The sequence below is a fragment of the Streptomyces sp. NBC_01707 genome, assembly GCF_041438805.1.
GTDB lineage: Bacteria > Actinomycetota > Actinomycetes > Streptomycetales > Streptomycetaceae > Streptomyces.
In genome coordinates this window covers 5,924,957-5,940,844 of record NZ_CP109190.1, presented here as the reverse complement: position 1 = coordinate 5,940,844, position 15,888 = coordinate 5,924,957, and the positions used below count along the sequence as shown (strand labels likewise).

The window sequence follows — 15,888 nt, the reverse complement described above, 5'->3', positions numbered from 1 at the left end:
ACGATCAGGCGTCCGCGGCCAGTTCCAGCCAGCGCATCTCCAACTCGTCGCGCTCCGCGACCAGTTCCCGCAGTTCCGCGTCGAGCTTCGCCACCTTCTCGAAGTCCGTGGCGTTGTCGGCGATCTGCGCGTGCAGGGTGGTCTCCCTGCTCGACATCTTGTCGAGCTGCCGCTCGATCTTCTGCAGTTCCTTCTTGGCGGCGCGTGCGGCCTGCGGCGAGACCGCGGCGGCGGCCGGCGTCTCCTTCCCCGCGGCGGGCGCCGAGGCGGGTACGGCCGCCTCCTCCATCCGCTGCCTGCGCTCGATGTACTCGTCGATACCGCGCGGCAGCATCCGCAGCGTGGCGTCACCGAGCAGCGCCATCACCCGGTCCGTGGTCCGCTCGATGAAGAACCGGTCGTGGGAGATCACGATCATCGATCCCGGCCAGCCGTCGAGGAGGTCTTCCAGCTGGGTCAGGGTCTCGATGTCGAGGTCGTTGGTGGGCTCGTCGAGGAAGAGAACGTTCGGCTCGTCCATCAGCAGCCGCAGGATCTGCAGCCGTCGCCGCTCACCGCCCGACAGGTCGCCCACCGGGGTCCACTGCTTCTCCTTCGAGAAGCCGAACTGCTCGCAGAGCTGGCCCGCGGTCATCTCCCGGCCCTTGCCGAGGTCGACCCGGTCCCGTACCTGCTGCACGGCCTCCAGCACCCGCAGGTTCGGCTTGAGTTCGCTGACCTCCTGGGAGAGGTAGGCGAGCTTGACGGTCCTGCCGACGACGATCTTCCCGGCCGCGGGCTGCTCCTCGCCCTGGGTGCGGGCCGCCTCGGCGAGCGCCCTCAGCAGTGAGGTCTTGCCCGCGCCGTTGATCCCGACCAGGCCGATCCGGTCGCCGGGGCCGAGGTGCCAGGTGAGGTGGGTGAGCAGCGTCTTGGGTCCGGCCTGGACGGTCACGTCCTCCAGGTCGAAGACGGTCTTGCCGAGCCGTGCGTTGGCGAACTTCATCAGCTCGCTGGTGTCACGCGGCGGCGGCACATCGGCGATCAGCTCGTTGGCGGCCTCGATGCGGTAGCGCGGCTTCGACGTACGGGCGGGGGCGCCGCGCCGCAGCCAGGCCAGCTCCTTACGCATCAGGTTCTGCCGCTTGGACTCCTCGGTGGCGGCGATCCGCTCCCGCTCGGCCCGGGCGAACACGTAGTCGCTGTAGCCGCCCTCGTACTCGTGGACCGTGCCGCGCTGGACGTCCCACATGCGCGTACAGACCTGGTCGAGGAACCACCGGTCGTGGGTGACGCAGACCAGGGCCGAGCGCCGGCTTTGCAGGTGCCGGGCCAGCCAGGAGATGCCCTCGACATCGAGGTGGTTGGTCGGCTCGTCGAGGACGATCAGGTCCTGTTCGGCGATGAGCAGCTTGGCGAGCGCGATCCGGCGCCGCTCGCCGCCGGAGAGCGGGGCGATGACGGTGTCCAGGCCGAGTTCGAAGCCGGGCAGGTCCAGCCCGCCGAAGAGCCCGGTCAGCACGTCACGGATCTTGGCGTCGCCCGCCCACTCGTGGTCGGCGAGATCGCCGATGACCTCGTGGCGGACCGTCGCCTCCGGGTCGAGCGAATCGTGCTGCGTGAGGACACCGAGACGCAGGCCACCGCTGTGGGTGACGCGGCCGGTGTCCGCCTCCTCCAGCTTGGCGAGCATCCGGATGAGGGTCGTCTTGCCGTCGCCGTTACGGCCGACGACACCGATCCGGTCCCCCTCGGACACACCGAGGGACACACCGTCGAGCAGGGCACGGGTGCCGTACACCTTGCTGACCTGCTCGACATTGACCAGATTGACGGCCATTTCACTCCTGACTGGGGGATCGATCGACATCCCAGGGTAGTCGCCACGCGGGTGGGTTAGCGTGCGGCGATCGATCAAGGGCGGGGACAGGGGATTTTCGTGGTGCGCAATTCCGTACGGGGCACGGTCACGGCGGTGCTGGTGGCGGTGTCGATGGCGGTCACCGGCTGCACGTCGTCCGCCCAGGACGACGGCGGAAGCGGCCGGAAGGCGGCCCCGAAGCCGCGGGCCGAGGCCCGGAGCGCGACCAAGGGCGGCAGCGTCGGAGGCTCCGGTTCTGCCTGCGCCCTGCCTGTCACCTTCGACCTCGCGTCGTCCTGGAAGCCGGAGGCCGTACAGCTCGGTGCGGACGACGCGCTGAACGAGCTGGCCCGACAGGGCCCGCTCACGCTCGTCTGCGAGATCGACGCGAAACCCGCCGGGAGCATCGGCTTCCTGCGTGTGTGGACCGGCGACCGCGCCGACCGCACCCCGCGCCAGGTCCTGGAGGCGTTCCTGGCTGACGAGCCGAACGCCGGCAAGATCACTTACACCGACACCGAGGCCGGCACCCTTCCCGCGACGGAGGTCGGGTACACGATCAGCAGCGAGCTGCTCGACGGGCCGCAGAAGAAGCGGGCGTTCGCCGTCTCCACCCCACACGGGCCGGTCGTGGTGCATCTGGGCGGGCTGGACTCGGCGGAGCACGAGGAGATGCTCCCGGCGTACGAGTTGGCGAAGCGGACCGTACGGCTCGGCTGAGCCGTACGAACGCACGTGGTCAGCGGGACCGCCGCCGCCCCGCCCGTTCCACCAGCAACCAGCCGCCCAGCGCCATCGCGACGGCCGCCGGGGCGCTGACCCGTACCGCGACCAGCATCGCCGTACGCCCTTCCAGCAGCCCGCCGAACCCGACCATCGACACCCCGAGCACCCCGAACAGGCAGAGCGTCACACCGAGCGCGGACACCGGCCCGGAGCCCTTCCCCGGTATCGCGGACACCGGCCGCTCGAACGTACGGAAGACGGCGACCAGCCCCGCCGTGACGGCTGCCGCCACCGCGATCCGCACCGGCACCTGCGCCCACCAGGCACCGGTCGCAGGTTCGGGAAGCGGGACGTGCAGGGCGATCATCGCCCCGTAGACCCCGAGCATCGCGGTGAGGTGCCAGAGGAACGCGGTCATCGCCACCCCGTTGGCCGCGACGACTCCGCGCCACACCCGCGGGCGGGCGACCAGCCGGGCGCCGGGTCCGCGCAGCAGCTCGACCGCGCCGACCAGCCACAGGCCGTGGCAGAGCAGGGCGAGCGTCGGCGGTGCCATGTTGCTGATCTTCTCTCCGGGCATCCCGACCATGGAGAGCGGATACGGACCGCACGCGACCAGCGCGGCCGCGGTGGCCAGGCCCGGGCCGGCCAGCAGCGCGGGGCGGCGGATGCGGCCGTCGGCGCGCAGAAAGCCCAGCTGGTGCACGGCGAGCCAGACGAACGCGAAATTGAGGAACGCGATGTACGGGACTCCGGCGGCGAAGCGCAGCACGTCGACGGCGACCGCCGCCGCGGCAAGCCCGGCGAAGGCGCCCCAGCCGTACCGGTCGTGCAGTTTCAGCAGCGGCGGCGTGAACGCCACCATCGCGAGATAGATCCCGATGAACCAGAGCGGCTGGGCCACCAGCCGCAGCGTGACCCCGGTCAGCCCGCCGCCCCCGCCGAGCAGCTGGACGATCAGCGCGGCCGTCCCCCAGACCAGGATGAAGACCATGGTGGGGCGCAGCAGCCGCTGCAGTCTGGCGCGGAGAAAGGCCGAGTAGACGGAGTCCGTCGCGCCGGCGGGCTGCTTGCGGCTGAGGGAGCGGTACGACAGCGCGTGCGAGAAACCGCCGACGAAGAAGAACACCGGCATGATCTGGAGCACCCAGGTCAGCAGCTGGAGACCGGGGACGACGGCGAGCAGGTTGCCGACGCCGTCGGGGGTGACGGCGGCCATCAGCCAGTGCCCGAGGACGACCGTCCCGAGCGAGGCGACGCGCAGCAGGTCGACGTACCGGTCCCGGGTGGCTGGGGTGGCCCCGGCCAGGTCACGAACACTTGATCCCATACGGGTACGGTCGCGCCCGACGCCCCGGGGGCGGCAGCGCGACCGTACTCAGTTCCCGTCTGAGTACCCGCGGTCAGACGATCGTGGCACCCGGCGCCGGGGACACCGCGACCCGCGCGGTCCGGCAGGTCCCCGACGCCCGCAGCGTGTCCGCGATCTTGCGCGCCGCCTCCGCGTCCGCCGCCAGGAACGCGGTGGTCGGCCCGGAGCCCGAGACCAGTGCGGCCAGCGCACCGGCCTCGGTGCCTGCGGCGAGGGTGTCGGCGAGCGAGGGGCGCAGGGAGAGCGCGGCGGGCTGCAGGTCGTTGGAGAGGGCCTTCGCGAGCACACCGGTGCTGCCGGTGCGCAGGGCGTCGAGGAGCGCCGGTGAGGCTTCCGGTGCCGGGACGTCGGTGCCCGCGGTGAGCCGGTCGAACTCCCCGTAGACGGCCGGGGTGGAGAGCCCGCCGTCGGCGACCGCGAACACCCAGTGGAACGTGCCGCCGACGTCGATCGGGGTCAGCTGCTCGCCACGGCCGATACCGAGGGCGGCGCCGCCGACCAGGGAGAACGGCACGTCGCTGCCGAGCTCCGCGCAGATGGCGAGCAGTTCGTCCCGGGTGGCGCCGGTCACCCACAGGGCGTCGCAGGCCACCAGGGCGGCCGCGGCGTCGGCGCTGCCGCCCGCCATGCCGCCCGCGACGGGGATGTCCTTGGCGATGTGAATGTGCACGTAGGGGGCGATGCCGTGGCGTTCGGCGAGGGCGATCGCGGCGCGGGCGGCGAGGTTGCCGGTGTCCAGCGGGACCTGTGCGGCGTCCGGGCCCGAGCAGGTGACGGTCAGCGCGTCGGCGGGGGTGACGGTGACCTCGTCGTAGAGGCCTACGGCGAGGAAGACGTTCGCCAGGTCGTGGAAGCCGTCGGGGCGCGGGGCGCCGACCGCGAGCTGCACATTGACCTTGGCGGGGACGCGAACGGTGACGCTCACTCGCCACTCCCGGTGGACTCGTTCCCGTGGGACCCGTTCCCGGCGGGCTCGTCCGCGCCGGGCCTGCTCTCGCTCGGCGAGTCCGCCGCCGGCTCGTCCACCGCCGGCTTGTTCTCGGCGATGGCCGCGAACTCCTCGACGGTCAGTGCTTCACCCCGCGTCTTCGGCGAGATCCCGGCCGCGACCAGAGCCGCCTCGGCGGCCGGCGCGGAGCCCGCCCAGCCGGCCAGGGCGGCCCGCAGCGTCTTGCGGCGCTGAGCGAACGCCGCGTCGACGACCGCGAAGACCTCGGCCCGGCTCGCGGTCGTCGCGATCGGCTCGGTGCGACGGACCAGCGACACCAGACCGGAGTCGACGTTCGGGGCCGGCCAGAAGACCGTGCGGCCGATGGATCCGGCCCGCTTGACGTCCGCGTACCAGTTGGCCTTCACCGAGGGCACGCCGTAGACCTTGTTGCCCGGTCGGGCGGCCAGCCGGTCGGCCACCTCGGCCTGCACCATGACCAGGGTCCGCTCGATGGTCGGGAACCGCTCCAGCATAGTCAGCAGGACCGGCACGGCCACGTTGTACGGCAGGTTGGCGACCAGGGCGGTGGGCGGCGGGCCCGGCAGCTCCGTGACCAGCATCGCGTCGGAGTGGACCAGCGAGAACCGGTCGGCGCGGCCCGGCATCCGGGCCTGGACCGTGGCCGGCAGCGCCGCCGCCAGCACATCGTCGATCTCGACGGCGACGACCCGGTCCGCCGCCTCCAGCAGCGCCAGGGTCAGCGAGCCCAGACCGGGTCCGACCTCGACCACCACGTCGTCCGGACGGACCTCCGCGGTCCGCACGATCCTGCGGACCGTATTGGCGTCGATGACGAAGTTCTGACCGCGCTGCTTCGTGGGGCGTACCCCGAGCTTCGCGGCCAGTTCGCGGATGTCTGCGGGGCCCAGGAGGGCGTCGGGCTCTGTGGTGCTCACCCGGTAAGCCTACGGCCGCAATGCGGCCACGGGCTCGCCCCCCGTTGCAGGTACAGCTTCTTCGCCCGGAACGTCTGCTCGGACGCCGGGGCGTCCTGCGGACGTCCGCTGCCGCCGAGGGAGCGCCAGGTCTGCGTGTCGAACTGGTACAGCCCGCCGTACGTGCCGCTGGCGTCGACCGCGCGAGGCCGACCGCCGGACTCGCAGGACGCGAGCCCCGCCCAGTTCAGCCCACCCGCTCCCACCGCGGACCGCGGGCGGGCTCCGGTACCGACCCTCACGATCCGGTCGACCGGCGTGCGGACCAGTTCGGCGTCCAGCGCCCGCGGCCGCTGCCGGACACCGTTGACGGTCCGAACCCCGTACGTGATCCGGCGGGCGCCCGGCAGGCCCTCGCGCTCGACGACCTCCGTACCGGCGGGGAGCGAATCGTCGCCGGACCGTTGTTCGGCGTACGGGATGGGCTCCTCGCGCACCTCGCGGGAGTCGGTGATCCGCATCACGGAGACCGTCTGGCCGTCGCGCGGGAAGCTGTGCGGGTCCACGGAGGTGGTGTCCTCGCCGTGCAGGGTGATACCCGCCTCGGCGACGGCCTCGCGGACGGTCGCGGCGTTGGTGCGGACGGTGCGCTCCCGGCCGTCGGCCATGAAGGTCACGGTGCGTTCGGTGCGGACGTCCAGGGCGAGCCCGGTGCGGCCGATCGAGGAGGAGCGGGCGACGGAGAGGTACGCCCCGTCGGCCCGCACCCCGAGCTGGCGCAGGGCGCCGTCGACCGAGCCCGCGGTGGTCCACACCCGGCGGCGCACCCCGTCGAGGGTGAGGGTCACCGGGCGCCCGTGGCGGACGGTGATCTCGTCGCCGTTGTCGAGGTCGCCGACGGGGGCCGGGGTGACGACGTCGTGGGCGCCGACGGTGACGCCCTCGTCGTCGAGCAGTTCGCCGATGTCGTCCGCGAAGGTGTGCAGGGTGCGCGGCTCCCCGTCGACGGTGAGCCGCACCGCCTTGTCGTGGGCGAGGAACGCGGTGGTGCCGCCGGCCAGGAAGGCGACGACGAGGGCCTGCGGGACGAGGCGGCGCAGGTTCTCCGGACGTGCGGGGCTCTTGCGGTGCGCGGCCCGCCGGGCCGCGGCCCGGCCTCCGGTGCGGGGGCCGGCGGCCGGCCCGGGCGGCGCCGCAGGCGCGTCGACGACGGTCGGATCGTGGACCGGCCAGAGGACGACACGCGTCTGCTCCTCGTGGAACGGCAGAGGTGCGGGGACGGTCTGCGGTGTCGCCACCGCCGCACCTCCCGCACGTCCCCTGCCCGGTGCCGCACGGTGACTGCCCTGCGCATTGATCACGACGCTCCAGAAGGTCCGTTCGTCCCGATGGCCCGATGGGCGTCCGGGACGATAGTGGAGCTTCGGTCACCCTCCAAAGCGGCGCGACCGCACACCGTCACAGCGTGATCTGTCAGTAATCGAACGCGCGAGCCGTGTTGTCGTTGATCGCCGACGCCAGGGTGTCCTCGTCGACCCCCTTCACCTCAGCCATGGCCCGGAGCGTGACGGGAATGAGATACGGCGCGTTGGGACGGCCGCGGTACGGGGCGGGGGTGAGGAACGGCGCGTCCGTCTCGACCAGGACCAGTTCGATCGGCGCGACGGCCAGCGCGTCCCGCAGCGGCTGGGCGTTCTTGAACGTCACGTTGCCCGCGAAGGACATGAAGTACCCGGCGTCGGCGCAGATCCGGGCCATCTCGGCGTCCCCGGAGTAGCAGTGGAACACGGTCCGTTCAGGGGCGCCCGCGTCGGCGAGCACCCGCAGCACATCGGCGTGCGCCTCGCGGTCGTGGATGACGAGAGCCTTGCCGTGTCGTTTGGCGATCTCGATGTGGGCCCGGAAGGACTCCTCCTGGGCGGCCATGCCCTCGGGGCCCGTACGGAAGTGGTCGAGGCCGGTCTCGCCGACGCCGCGCACCCGGTCGAGGGCGGCCAGCTCGTCGATCTCGGCAAGCGCCTCGTCGAGGGCGGCCTTCCCGCCCGGCTGCCGCGCCTCCTGGCGGGACCAGCCGTCCGGGTCGCCGTGGACGATGCGCGGCGCCTCGTTGGGGTGCAGGGCCACCGCCGCGTACACACTCGCATGCGCGGCCGCGGTCTCGGCGGCCCAGCGCGAGCCCCGCACGTCGCAGCCCACCTGGATCACGGTGGTGACGTTGACCGCGGCGGCCCTGGCCAGGCCCTCCTCGACGGTGGCGTCCTGCATGTCCAGATGGGTGTGCGAATCGGCGACCGGTACCCGCAGGGGTTCGGGCAGTGGCGGGGCTTCCGTACGGCTCATGCCACGATCGTACGAGGACCGTGGCACCGCTCTCACTTGCGGTGGAAGGGGTGCAGCAGGTCGGAGAGGTGCCAGTGGTGCTCCGCGGCCGCCGGAGCGGCTGCCGATGCGCCGACCGCCTCGCGTTCGCGGGCTTCGCCGTCCTCGGCGTGCCCGGCGGTCTCGTACTGCGACTGGAGCAGCTGCTGGACGGTCGAGACACGGCCGGACCGCATGATCCGGACCAGATGGCCGTCGCAGTTCGTACAGGTGGGCTTGGAAAGAGGTGACGGGACCCGTTCCCCGTTCGCCTTGTAGATGACGAAGTCGTTGTTGGAACCGTCGACGTGGTGCTCTATCTCGTAAGCCTGTTCCCAGCCGTATCCGCACCTCATGCAGGCGAAGGAATACGCCTCGTGCACGGTGGTCACTGCGGTCTCACTCATGCCTGCTCCTCTTGTCCGCTCGGACAAGCACTCCGGAGAATGCGTCCCTGATTCAGTGGACGCCTTTACCGGCGGGAGCGCACCATGCCCTGTCGAGTATTGGAGCGGTCTTGGCCTTCTCGTGGCAAAAGGGGCCGGATGGGCGGCTCGCCCTTTGCTTTTTACGATAGTCCTTTGCCGTCCGCAGGGGCGGTCCGCGACGCGTTCTTCGCGGCGACGACCGCATCGAAGACCTCCCGTTTGGGCAGCCCCGCCGCCGCGGCGACAGCGGCGATCGCCTCCTTGCGCCGCTCCCCCGCCTCCTCGCGCACCTGCACCCTGCGTACCAGCTCGGCGGCGTCCAGCTCCTCGGCCACGTCCGCCGCTCCCTCGACGACGACGGTGATCTCGCCGCGTACGCCTTCGGCCGCCCAGACCGCCAGTTCGGCCAGCGGGCCGCGCTTCACTTCCTCGTAGGTCTTGGTCAGCTCCCGGCACACGGCGGCCCTGCGGTCACCGCCGAACACCTCGGCCATCGCGGCGAGCGTGTCGTCGAGCCGGTGCGGGGCCTCGAAGAAGACCATGGTGCGGCGCTCGTCGGCGACCTCGCGGAGCCGCCCGAGCCGTTCGCCCGCCTTGCGCGGCAGGAAACCCTCGAAGCAGAACCGGTCGACAGGCAGACCGGACAGGGCGAGCGCCGTGAGCACGGCGGACGGGCCGGGGACGGCGGTGACCTTGATGCCCTTCTCCACGGCTGCGGCGACGAGCCGGTAGCCGGGGTCGGAGACGGACGGCATCCCGGCGTCCGTGACGAGCAGGACCCGGGCACCACCGGTCAGCGCCTCGACGAGTTCGGGCGTACGCGCCGACTCGTTGCCCTCGAAGTAGGAGACCACCCGCCCCGTGGTGTGGATGCCGAGCGCCTGCGTCAGCCGGCGCAGCCGGCGGGTGTCCTCGGCGGCGACGACGTCCGCCGTCTCCAGTTCTGCGGCGAGCCGTGGCGGGGCGTCCGCCACATCGCCGATGGGGGTCCCTGCGAGTACCAGCGTTCCAGTCGTTCCAGTCACATCAGCCATCCTCCCAGCACGGGCGACAGCAGTCGCACAGATGCGTTCCCTACGATGGCGCGGTGACGAGTACTGCGCCCGAAGCCCAGCAGGGTCAAGACGCCGGGGACCAGCACGGCGAAAAGCCGCCTTCCTGGCAGCAGCGGCTGCGCCGCTTCGGCCATTCGCCGCGGCCCGATATCGGGCTGCGGGAACGGCTGGTCCCGCCGTACAACCGGCCGGGACCGCAGTTGTGGGCGGTGCTGGGGGTGTCGCCGCCGACCGCCGAGCGACTGGTGCGGTGGTCGGCCTGGGGCGGTCCGCTGCTGGTGACGCTGGTCGCGGGGGTGCTGCGGTTCTGGCATCTGGGCAGCCCGAAGGCGGTGATATTCGACGAGACGTATTACGCCAAGGACTCCTGGGCGCTGATCAAGCAGGGGTACGAAGGGTCCTGGCCGAAGGACGTCGACAAGTCGATCCTGGCCGATCCTTCGCTGGTGACGGTGCCGACGGCACCTGGCTATGTGGTGCATCCGCCGGTCGGCAAATGGATCATCGGGTTCGGCGAGCAGCTCTTCGGGTTCACGCCGTTCGGCTGGCGGTTCATGGTGGCGGTGCTCGGCACGCTGTCGGTGCTGATGCTGTGCCGGATCGGGCGGCGGCTGTTCCGCTCGACGTTCCTGGGGTGTCTGGCGGGCGCACTGCTCGCCGTCGACGGGCTGCACTTCGTGATGAGCCGCACCGCGCTGCTCGACCTGGTGCTGATGTTCTTCGTGGTGGCGGCGTTCGGCTGTCTGCTGATCGACCGGGACTGGGCACGGCGCAGGCTCGCCGCGGCACTTCCGGTCGACAGCGAGGGGGTGCTGCGCCCGGACGCGCGGATCGCCGAGACGCTGCGGCTGGGGTGGCGACCGTGGCGGATCGCGGCGGGGCTCTCGCTGGGGCTGGCGTTCGGCACGAAGTGGAACGGCCTGTACATCCTGGTCGCGTTCGGCCTGATGACGGTGGTGTGGGACGTCGGCGCGCGCCGGACGGCGGGGGCGGTCCAGCCGTACCGGGCGGTGATCCGGCGGGACCTGGTGCCCGCGTTCGTCTCGACCGTGCCGGTCGCGATCCTGACGTACATCGCTTCGTGGACCGGCTGGATCATCAGGAACGATCCCGACCACCACGGCTACTACCGGGACTGGGCCACCACCGACGGCAGGGGCGGCGGCTGGACCTGGCTGCCGGACTGGCTGCGCAGCCTGTGGCACTACGAGTACCAGGTCTACGAGTTCCACGTGAACCTGACGTCCGGGCACACGTACCAGTCGAACCCCTGGAGCTGGATCGTCCTGGGCCGCCCCGTCTCGTACTTCTACGAGGAGCAGAACGGCTGCACGGCATCGGAGACCGGCAAGTGCGCCCGTGAGGTGCTGGCCCTCGGCACACCTCTGCTGTGGTGGGCCGCGTGCTTCGCCCTGGTGTACGTCCTGTGGCGGTGGCTCTTCCGGCGCGACTGGCGGGCGGGCGCGATCGCCTGCGGGGTGGCGGCGGGCTGGGTGCCGTGGTTCCTCTACCAGGAACGGACGATCTTCTTCTTCTACGCGGTCGTGTTCGTGCCGTTCCTCTGTCTCGCGGTGGCGATGATGATCGGCGCGATGATCGGGCCCGCGGCGGGCACCGGGGCCAGGCGGGAACTGGGCCTGGTGACAGGCGATCCGTCCGGTGAACGGCGGCGGACATTGGGGGCGGTCGCGGTCGGCGTACTCGTCCTGCTGATCATCTGGAATTTCATCTATTTCTGGCCGCTGTACACAGGCATGTCCATTCCGGAGAACTCCTGGCGCAACCGCATGTGGCTCGACACCTGGATTTAGCTGGACAGAAGCACGAAGAGGGCGCGGCTGGTGGCCGCGCTTTCTTGGTTGTTGTTGGTGGCCGTCGGTGGCCACTGGCCACCCTCAGACGGCCCACAGACGGCCCCGCCGGCAGGCGACTGTCTGGCAGCCTCGTGTTGGCAGGCACGGCCGGAGGCCCGGGATAGCGGTGGGCAACTCGTCTCCCGTCTTGTCGCTTGTCTTGTCGCTTGTCTTGTCGCTTGTCTTGTCGCTTGTCTTGTCGCTTGTCTTGTCGCTTGTCTTGTCGCTTGTCGTCACGCAGGTCAGACGCGCTCTCCATCCCCAGAAGAGCGCGAACGGCGTCACCCGCGACAAGCGACAAGACAAGCGACAAGACGGGGTACTTGAGAGCGATACGCGAGCCGATGTCTGTTATGTCTTCGCCGGAAGGTGTGGCTCGGCAGGCCCGTAGCTGCGGGCAGAGCGAGCCGTTGGGGGCAGCAACCAAATACTCGTTCGCCGAGCGAGCGCAGTGCAAGCAATCATGAAGCATGGCCCTCCAGCGCACGAAGCCGCACATCAGCACACTCTCCCTGCGGCACGTCCTGCCGGAGCCGTTGGCACTGGAGCAGTGGGCGGAGATCCGCCCGGTGATCGATGGCCGCGATCTGCTCGCGGCGATACATCCCGACGGGGTCTCCAGCTGTTCCTATGACGGCTGGATCGGCGCAGTGGAGGACTGTCCTCTCGCGGCGACCAAGGAGGCACGACAGGTCGAGTTGTCCAACAACGACTGTGACACGGGTTGCTGCGGTGGCGTCTTCGTCACTGTGCGGCGTGACGGGCCCTTCGTGCTGTGGACAGGATGGAAGAACACCAACGACATCCGGGTGCCGTCCCCGCCCGAGCTCCGCTTCGACGCTGCCCAGTACGACGCCGCACTGACTGCCGCTGCGGACGACGTCGGCTGGGAGGACCCAGTGCACACTGCTGCCCGTCTGGTGGCACGGGCCCTGGGCGACGGTGAATGGTTCGAGCGGTGGGGCTACCGGCTGGCGATGGTTCGGCCCTACCGCACGAAGTTCCCGGCAGACAGGGAGTCGCCCTCGGTCAGCGTGCTCTTCAGCCCCATCGATTCCCGATGCACCTACTACAGTCTGGGATTCGCCGTCACCGGGGACGAGGCCGCCGAGGACCAAGCTCGGCAGTTCGTGACGCGCATCCTGGCAGACGATCCGCGCAAGTCCGCCACTCCGTGCGGAACGTAGCACCTCAGTGGATATGTGAGTTACTGAATAGACCGCCCTTCGGGCGCCCACACCGGGAGCTCCCAAAGGTGTGTGAGCGACTCCAGAACGTGTTGGAGGCGAGTGGCCTTCCAACGGGAGTTGCCTCGCTCGCCTTGGAAGGCATCAGGCGCAGTCGCCCACGGCAACGCCTGAGCGCACGCAGCTACTGCCTACTGCCTACTGCCAACTTGCCACTAGCCAGTAGAACGGGCCGCTACCGCCCACACAGGCCGTTTCAACAGGGCGTTAGCCACTAGCCACTAGGCAATAGGCAGTAGGCAGTAACACGGAAGCTATCCGCGCAGCACGACGGACCTCGGTCGGCGGTCGAAGAGGCCACCTCTCGTTGCTCGAAGGCCAGAGGCATGGTGAGCGTCGTGAAGTCGGTGGGTGGCTTCGGCGGTATGGCCACCGCCAAGAGGCTGGGGCGCAAGGGACGTTGTCTCCCCTTCCGCCGGCCCCGGAGCGGGCGGAAGCCGTAGACGGCCCGTAGAGCGTCCAACCCCCCTCGCGCATGGGGTTTAAAGACCCCCCGCGCCGTGGACGGCTGCCCACGGTGCCACCGAGACGCTGTGTGACGGTAGTTTCCGCCGCCCTACGCGCACGCGCACGTAGGGGCTCCCTCCACGAAACCGCGCAACTCTGAAACTCTGCAGATCACAGGCGGTTGCAGGGGTTCAACCGGCGTTGTTGACGCAATCGACAGCGCCAACTACCGCAAAACGGACGAGTCGGTGATGCCACGCAACGGCGAACTGGCCCTCATCCACCGTCTTGGAGGGCTCTTCGTGGACTGGAAGCAAGCACGGTCGACCACAGCCACTACGACCAACGCCATGGTCTCACCCGCTCGCACAAGCAAGAGGAGCACGGCACGGCTCCGCCAGGGTGCTCCTCTTGCTTGTGCGAGCGGCCGGCCGCTCCCTACCCCGCGAGCCCGGCGCCCCTCTGAAATGCCGTCCGTAGCCACGACAGAGCAGCAGAGGGCATCGTGCTTAAGGTCATCCGACCTCGCCCCTCCCTGGCGGCTTACCGAGGCATTTCAGGGGAGGGGGCGGTCATTCCGCTTAGGCCTCCTGCACCTCTTACTAGAGAGTTGAGAGAAAACAGCGTCCGCAGCGTCCGCACTCTCACCTGCACCTGCTCTGACCTGCTTGGGCGCTGCGGACGCTAAACAGAATGTGCAGCGTCCGCCAGCGTCCGCAACCCTCACTCCGCCTTAAGAGCGTCACCGCAGGTCAAGACGGCCCTTAAGGATTGGGGGTGCGGACGCTAATCCCTGACGACGGGAGGCGGGGGGCCAGGTCGAAGCCTTCCACTTAGCGGCCCAATCCTGCGTCTCCCGTGGCAACTCCCGTCGCCGCGCCATGGACGCCAGGACGCGCGGCGATCGCCCCGCGCTCGCGCAGCGAGCTGCCAATGAATGTGCGGCTTGGCTGCTCCGCATATCGCCCTTCCAAGCGAGTATGGCCCCGGGTTGCCCTGCTAGACCTGGCACCCACCCCCGCTAGATCTAGCACCGCCACTAGGACCTGTCTGAATAAATGATCACCCGTGGGCTCAAAATGCCGGATGCTTATTGACGGAGGGTGGCCACCGTCATGGGGTGTCGCATCTCCCCCCGTGGCGGGACATGACGACGAGGAGTGTCAGCGGTGTTGGAGACCTACCTGTCCTGGTACCGCGAGGGCCGGATGGACGAGTCCGAGTTCCGCTCGGTCACGAACCACTTGGCCCAGTCCGGGCTGACCGTCGAGCACCCGATGCTGGGCTGCGGGATGCTGTTGGACGTCGTGGGGGAACAGGTGAAACTGCCTGTCGGGCGCATCCTGGAGCTTGTCGGCCTGTCGGTCGGGCCGCTCTGCATGCAGTTCTGGCTGTCGGCTGACACGGACGTGGTGTGCGATGTCAGGTACGTGGCGCCGGACACCCAGGTCCTCACCTTCGTGCTCGGCGGGTTGACAGAGAGCGAGCGTGAGCAGGCCATCGATGCGATTCAGCGGCTGATTCAGAGGGAGTTGCACAGGACTGTCGCGCTACTCGTCGATCTGGGCGGCGAAACAGCGGACGAGGACGATGACGCGCTGGTCCTGTCTGGCCGACTGCCGATGGGCCCGCGCCCGGACCGAGTGCAGTTCCGTACGGACCGGCTCAGCGCCGTCCCGGCTGTTCTTGCCGGAGCAGAGGTGACGGATCTCGGCAACGGGCTGAGTACAGTGCGCTGGTAATGATCATCGGCCAGGTTCGCGGAGCCAGAGGACGAGCGCTGCGAGGTGGAGTCCGGCCCGGTAGCGGGCGGCGATTTTGTCGAACCGTGTCGCGATGGCGCGGAACTGCTTGAGGCGGCTGAAGCAGCGTTCGACTACGTTGCGGGCTTTGTAGAGCTCGCGGTCGAAGGCTGGCGGTCTGCCGCCGGCCCGGCCGCGCCGTACGCGGTTGGCCTTCTGGTCGGCCCTCTCCGGATCACCGCCCGGATGCCCCGGCGCCGCAGGGTCCGGCGGATCGCCCGTGACGAGTACGCCTTGTCGGCGACACTCGGCATCCGTGAGATCGCCCGCCCCATGCTCACCTCAACGATTCGGGCACGGCGGCCGTCACGTGGGCAGCACGACTCCTGCGTACTGGCCGCTCTCTGGCCTGGAGAGGAACACTCGGCGGCGTGGCAGCTCGATTTCCGCGACGACGACGGCAATTTCCTCTCCGCCCTCGAAGTCTTCTGCCGGACTCGCCGCAGGGCGGCCGTCGATCTCTCTGAAGGGGACCAGCCCGAAGATCCCATCCCCGAGGTCGACGAGGACGCCGACGGGAAGCACCTGCTCAACCGTCCCGCGGAATTCCTGGCCCACCACTGTGCGGTCGGCGAAAGCCTGAAGGGGGTCGGGCTCCAGTGCCTTCAAAGACAGGCTGGCCTCAGCGTTGTAGGCGTCCAACCCAATGAACTCGCACGAGACACGCTGCCCTACCTGAACAACATCGGTGGGATCATCGAAGCGCCGCCAGGACAGTTCGGGGATACCGAGGAACCCGACACCGGGCAGGGTGGGATGGCCAGGCCCGTCGTCCAGGGCCACGAAGACCCCGAACCGTTCGATCGCCGCGACGGTGCCGGACAGGATGTCGCCGCGGTGCAGGGACTCAAGGAACGCCCAGAGTTCCGGGCTCTCAGACTGCCAATCCATACC

At 69.8% G+C, this 15,888-nt stretch carries 13 protein-coding genes and 1 pseudogene; 4 read left to right on the top strand and 10 right to left on the bottom strand.

What is annotated here, in order from left to right; all coding sequences use genetic code 11:
* Positions 1–4 precede the first annotated feature (4 nt).
* Complete coding sequence (locus tag OG963_RS26795; protein ID WP_371799537.1) at positions 5–1,819, bottom strand: ABC-F family ATP-binding cassette domain-containing protein; 1,815 nt, start codon at positions 1,817–1,819, stop codon at positions 5–7.
* Positions 1,820–1,918: 99 nt separating this feature from the next.
* Between OG963_RS26795 and OG963_RS26790 the strand changes: the two genes are divergently transcribed.
* Positions 1,919–2,560 (top strand): lipoprotein, encoded by a 642-nt coding sequence (locus OG963_RS26790; RefSeq protein ID WP_319739063.1) that lies wholly within the window; start codon positions 1,919–1,921, stop codon positions 2,558–2,560.
* Positions 2,561–2,579: 19 nt separating this feature from the next.
* Here the strand turns inward: OG963_RS26790 and OG963_RS26785 are convergent, their stop codons facing one another.
* The 7 genes from OG963_RS26785 to rsmI form a co-directional block, all read right to left on the bottom strand.
* Entirely contained in the window at positions 2,580–3,896 is a 1,317-nt protein-coding gene (locus OG963_RS26785; protein ID WP_371799536.1) for an acyltransferase, read from the bottom strand.
* Positions 3,897–3,969: 73 nt separating this feature from the next.
* Positions 3,970–4,863 (bottom strand): 4-(cytidine 5'-diphospho)-2-C-methyl-D-erythritol kinase, encoded by an 894-nt coding sequence (locus OG963_RS26780; RefSeq protein ID WP_371799535.1) that lies wholly within the window; start codon positions 4,861–4,863, stop codon positions 3,970–3,972.
* A complete protein-coding gene (gene rsmA, locus OG963_RS26775) occupies positions 4,860–5,825 on the bottom strand; it encodes a 16S rRNA (adenine(1518)-N(6)/adenine(1519)-N(6))-dimethyltransferase RsmA (protein WP_371799534.1) in 966 nt (321 codons plus the stop codon). The genes OG963_RS26780 and rsmA overlap by 4 nt, the downstream gene beginning before the upstream one ends.
* Positions 5,822–7,102, bottom strand: coding sequence for a resuscitation-promoting factor (locus OG963_RS26770; RefSeq protein WP_093930385.1), 1,281 nt, complete (start codon positions 7,100–7,102; stop codon positions 5,822–5,824). The genes rsmA and OG963_RS26770 overlap by 4 nt, the downstream gene beginning before the upstream one ends.
* 175 nt (positions 7,103–7,277) lie before the next feature.
* Entirely contained in the window at positions 7,278–8,144 is an 867-nt protein-coding gene (locus OG963_RS26765; protein WP_093776460.1) for a TatD family hydrolase, read from the bottom strand.
* A 32-nt stretch (positions 8,145–8,176) separates the two neighbouring features.
* Entirely contained in the window at positions 8,177–8,569 is a 393-nt protein-coding gene (locus tag OG963_RS26760) for a hypothetical protein (RefSeq protein WP_093776458.1), read from the bottom strand.
* A gap of 161 nt (positions 8,570–8,730) precedes the next feature.
* Positions 8,731–9,624, bottom strand: coding sequence for a 16S rRNA (cytidine(1402)-2'-O)-methyltransferase (gene rsmI / locus OG963_RS26755; RefSeq protein WP_093776456.1), 894 nt, complete (start codon positions 9,622–9,624; stop codon positions 8,731–8,733).
* Between the two features lie 53 nt (positions 9,625–9,677).
* Here rsmI and OG963_RS26750 point away from each other — a divergent pair, with 53 nt between their 5' ends.
* From OG963_RS26750 to OG963_RS26740, 3 genes are all read left to right on the top strand, one after another.
* Positions 9,678–11,456: a dolichyl-phosphate-mannose--protein mannosyltransferase gene (locus OG963_RS26750; RefSeq protein WP_093776454.1), complete on the top strand. Its 1,779-nt coding sequence runs from the start codon at positions 9,678–9,680 to the stop codon at positions 11,454–11,456.
* 512 nt (positions 11,457–11,968) lie between these two features.
* Positions 11,969–12,685 carry a hypothetical protein gene (locus OG963_RS26745; protein ID WP_371799533.1) on the top strand — a complete coding sequence of 239 codons (717 nt, stop codon included), beginning with the start codon at positions 11,969–11,971 and terminating at the stop codon, positions 12,683–12,685.
* Positions 12,686–14,361: 1,676 nt separating this feature from the next.
* Positions 14,362–14,934 (top strand): hypothetical protein, encoded by a 573-nt coding sequence (locus tag OG963_RS26740; RefSeq protein WP_319739057.1) that lies wholly within the window; start codon positions 14,362–14,364, stop codon positions 14,932–14,934.
* Between the two features lie 3 nt (positions 14,935–14,937).
* Here the strand turns inward: OG963_RS26740 and OG963_RS26735 are convergent.
* Both OG963_RS26735 and OG963_RS26730 read right to left on the bottom strand, forming a co-directional pair.
* Positions 14,938–15,242, bottom strand: a pseudogene (locus OG963_RS26735) (transposase); the annotation flags it as partial.
* 58 nt (positions 15,243–15,300) lie between these two features.
* Complete coding sequence (locus tag OG963_RS26730; protein WP_319739056.1) at positions 15,301–15,885, bottom strand: S1 RNA-binding domain-containing protein; 585 nt, start codon at positions 15,883–15,885, stop codon at positions 15,301–15,303.
* Between the last annotated feature and the right edge of the window lie 3 nt (positions 15,886–15,888).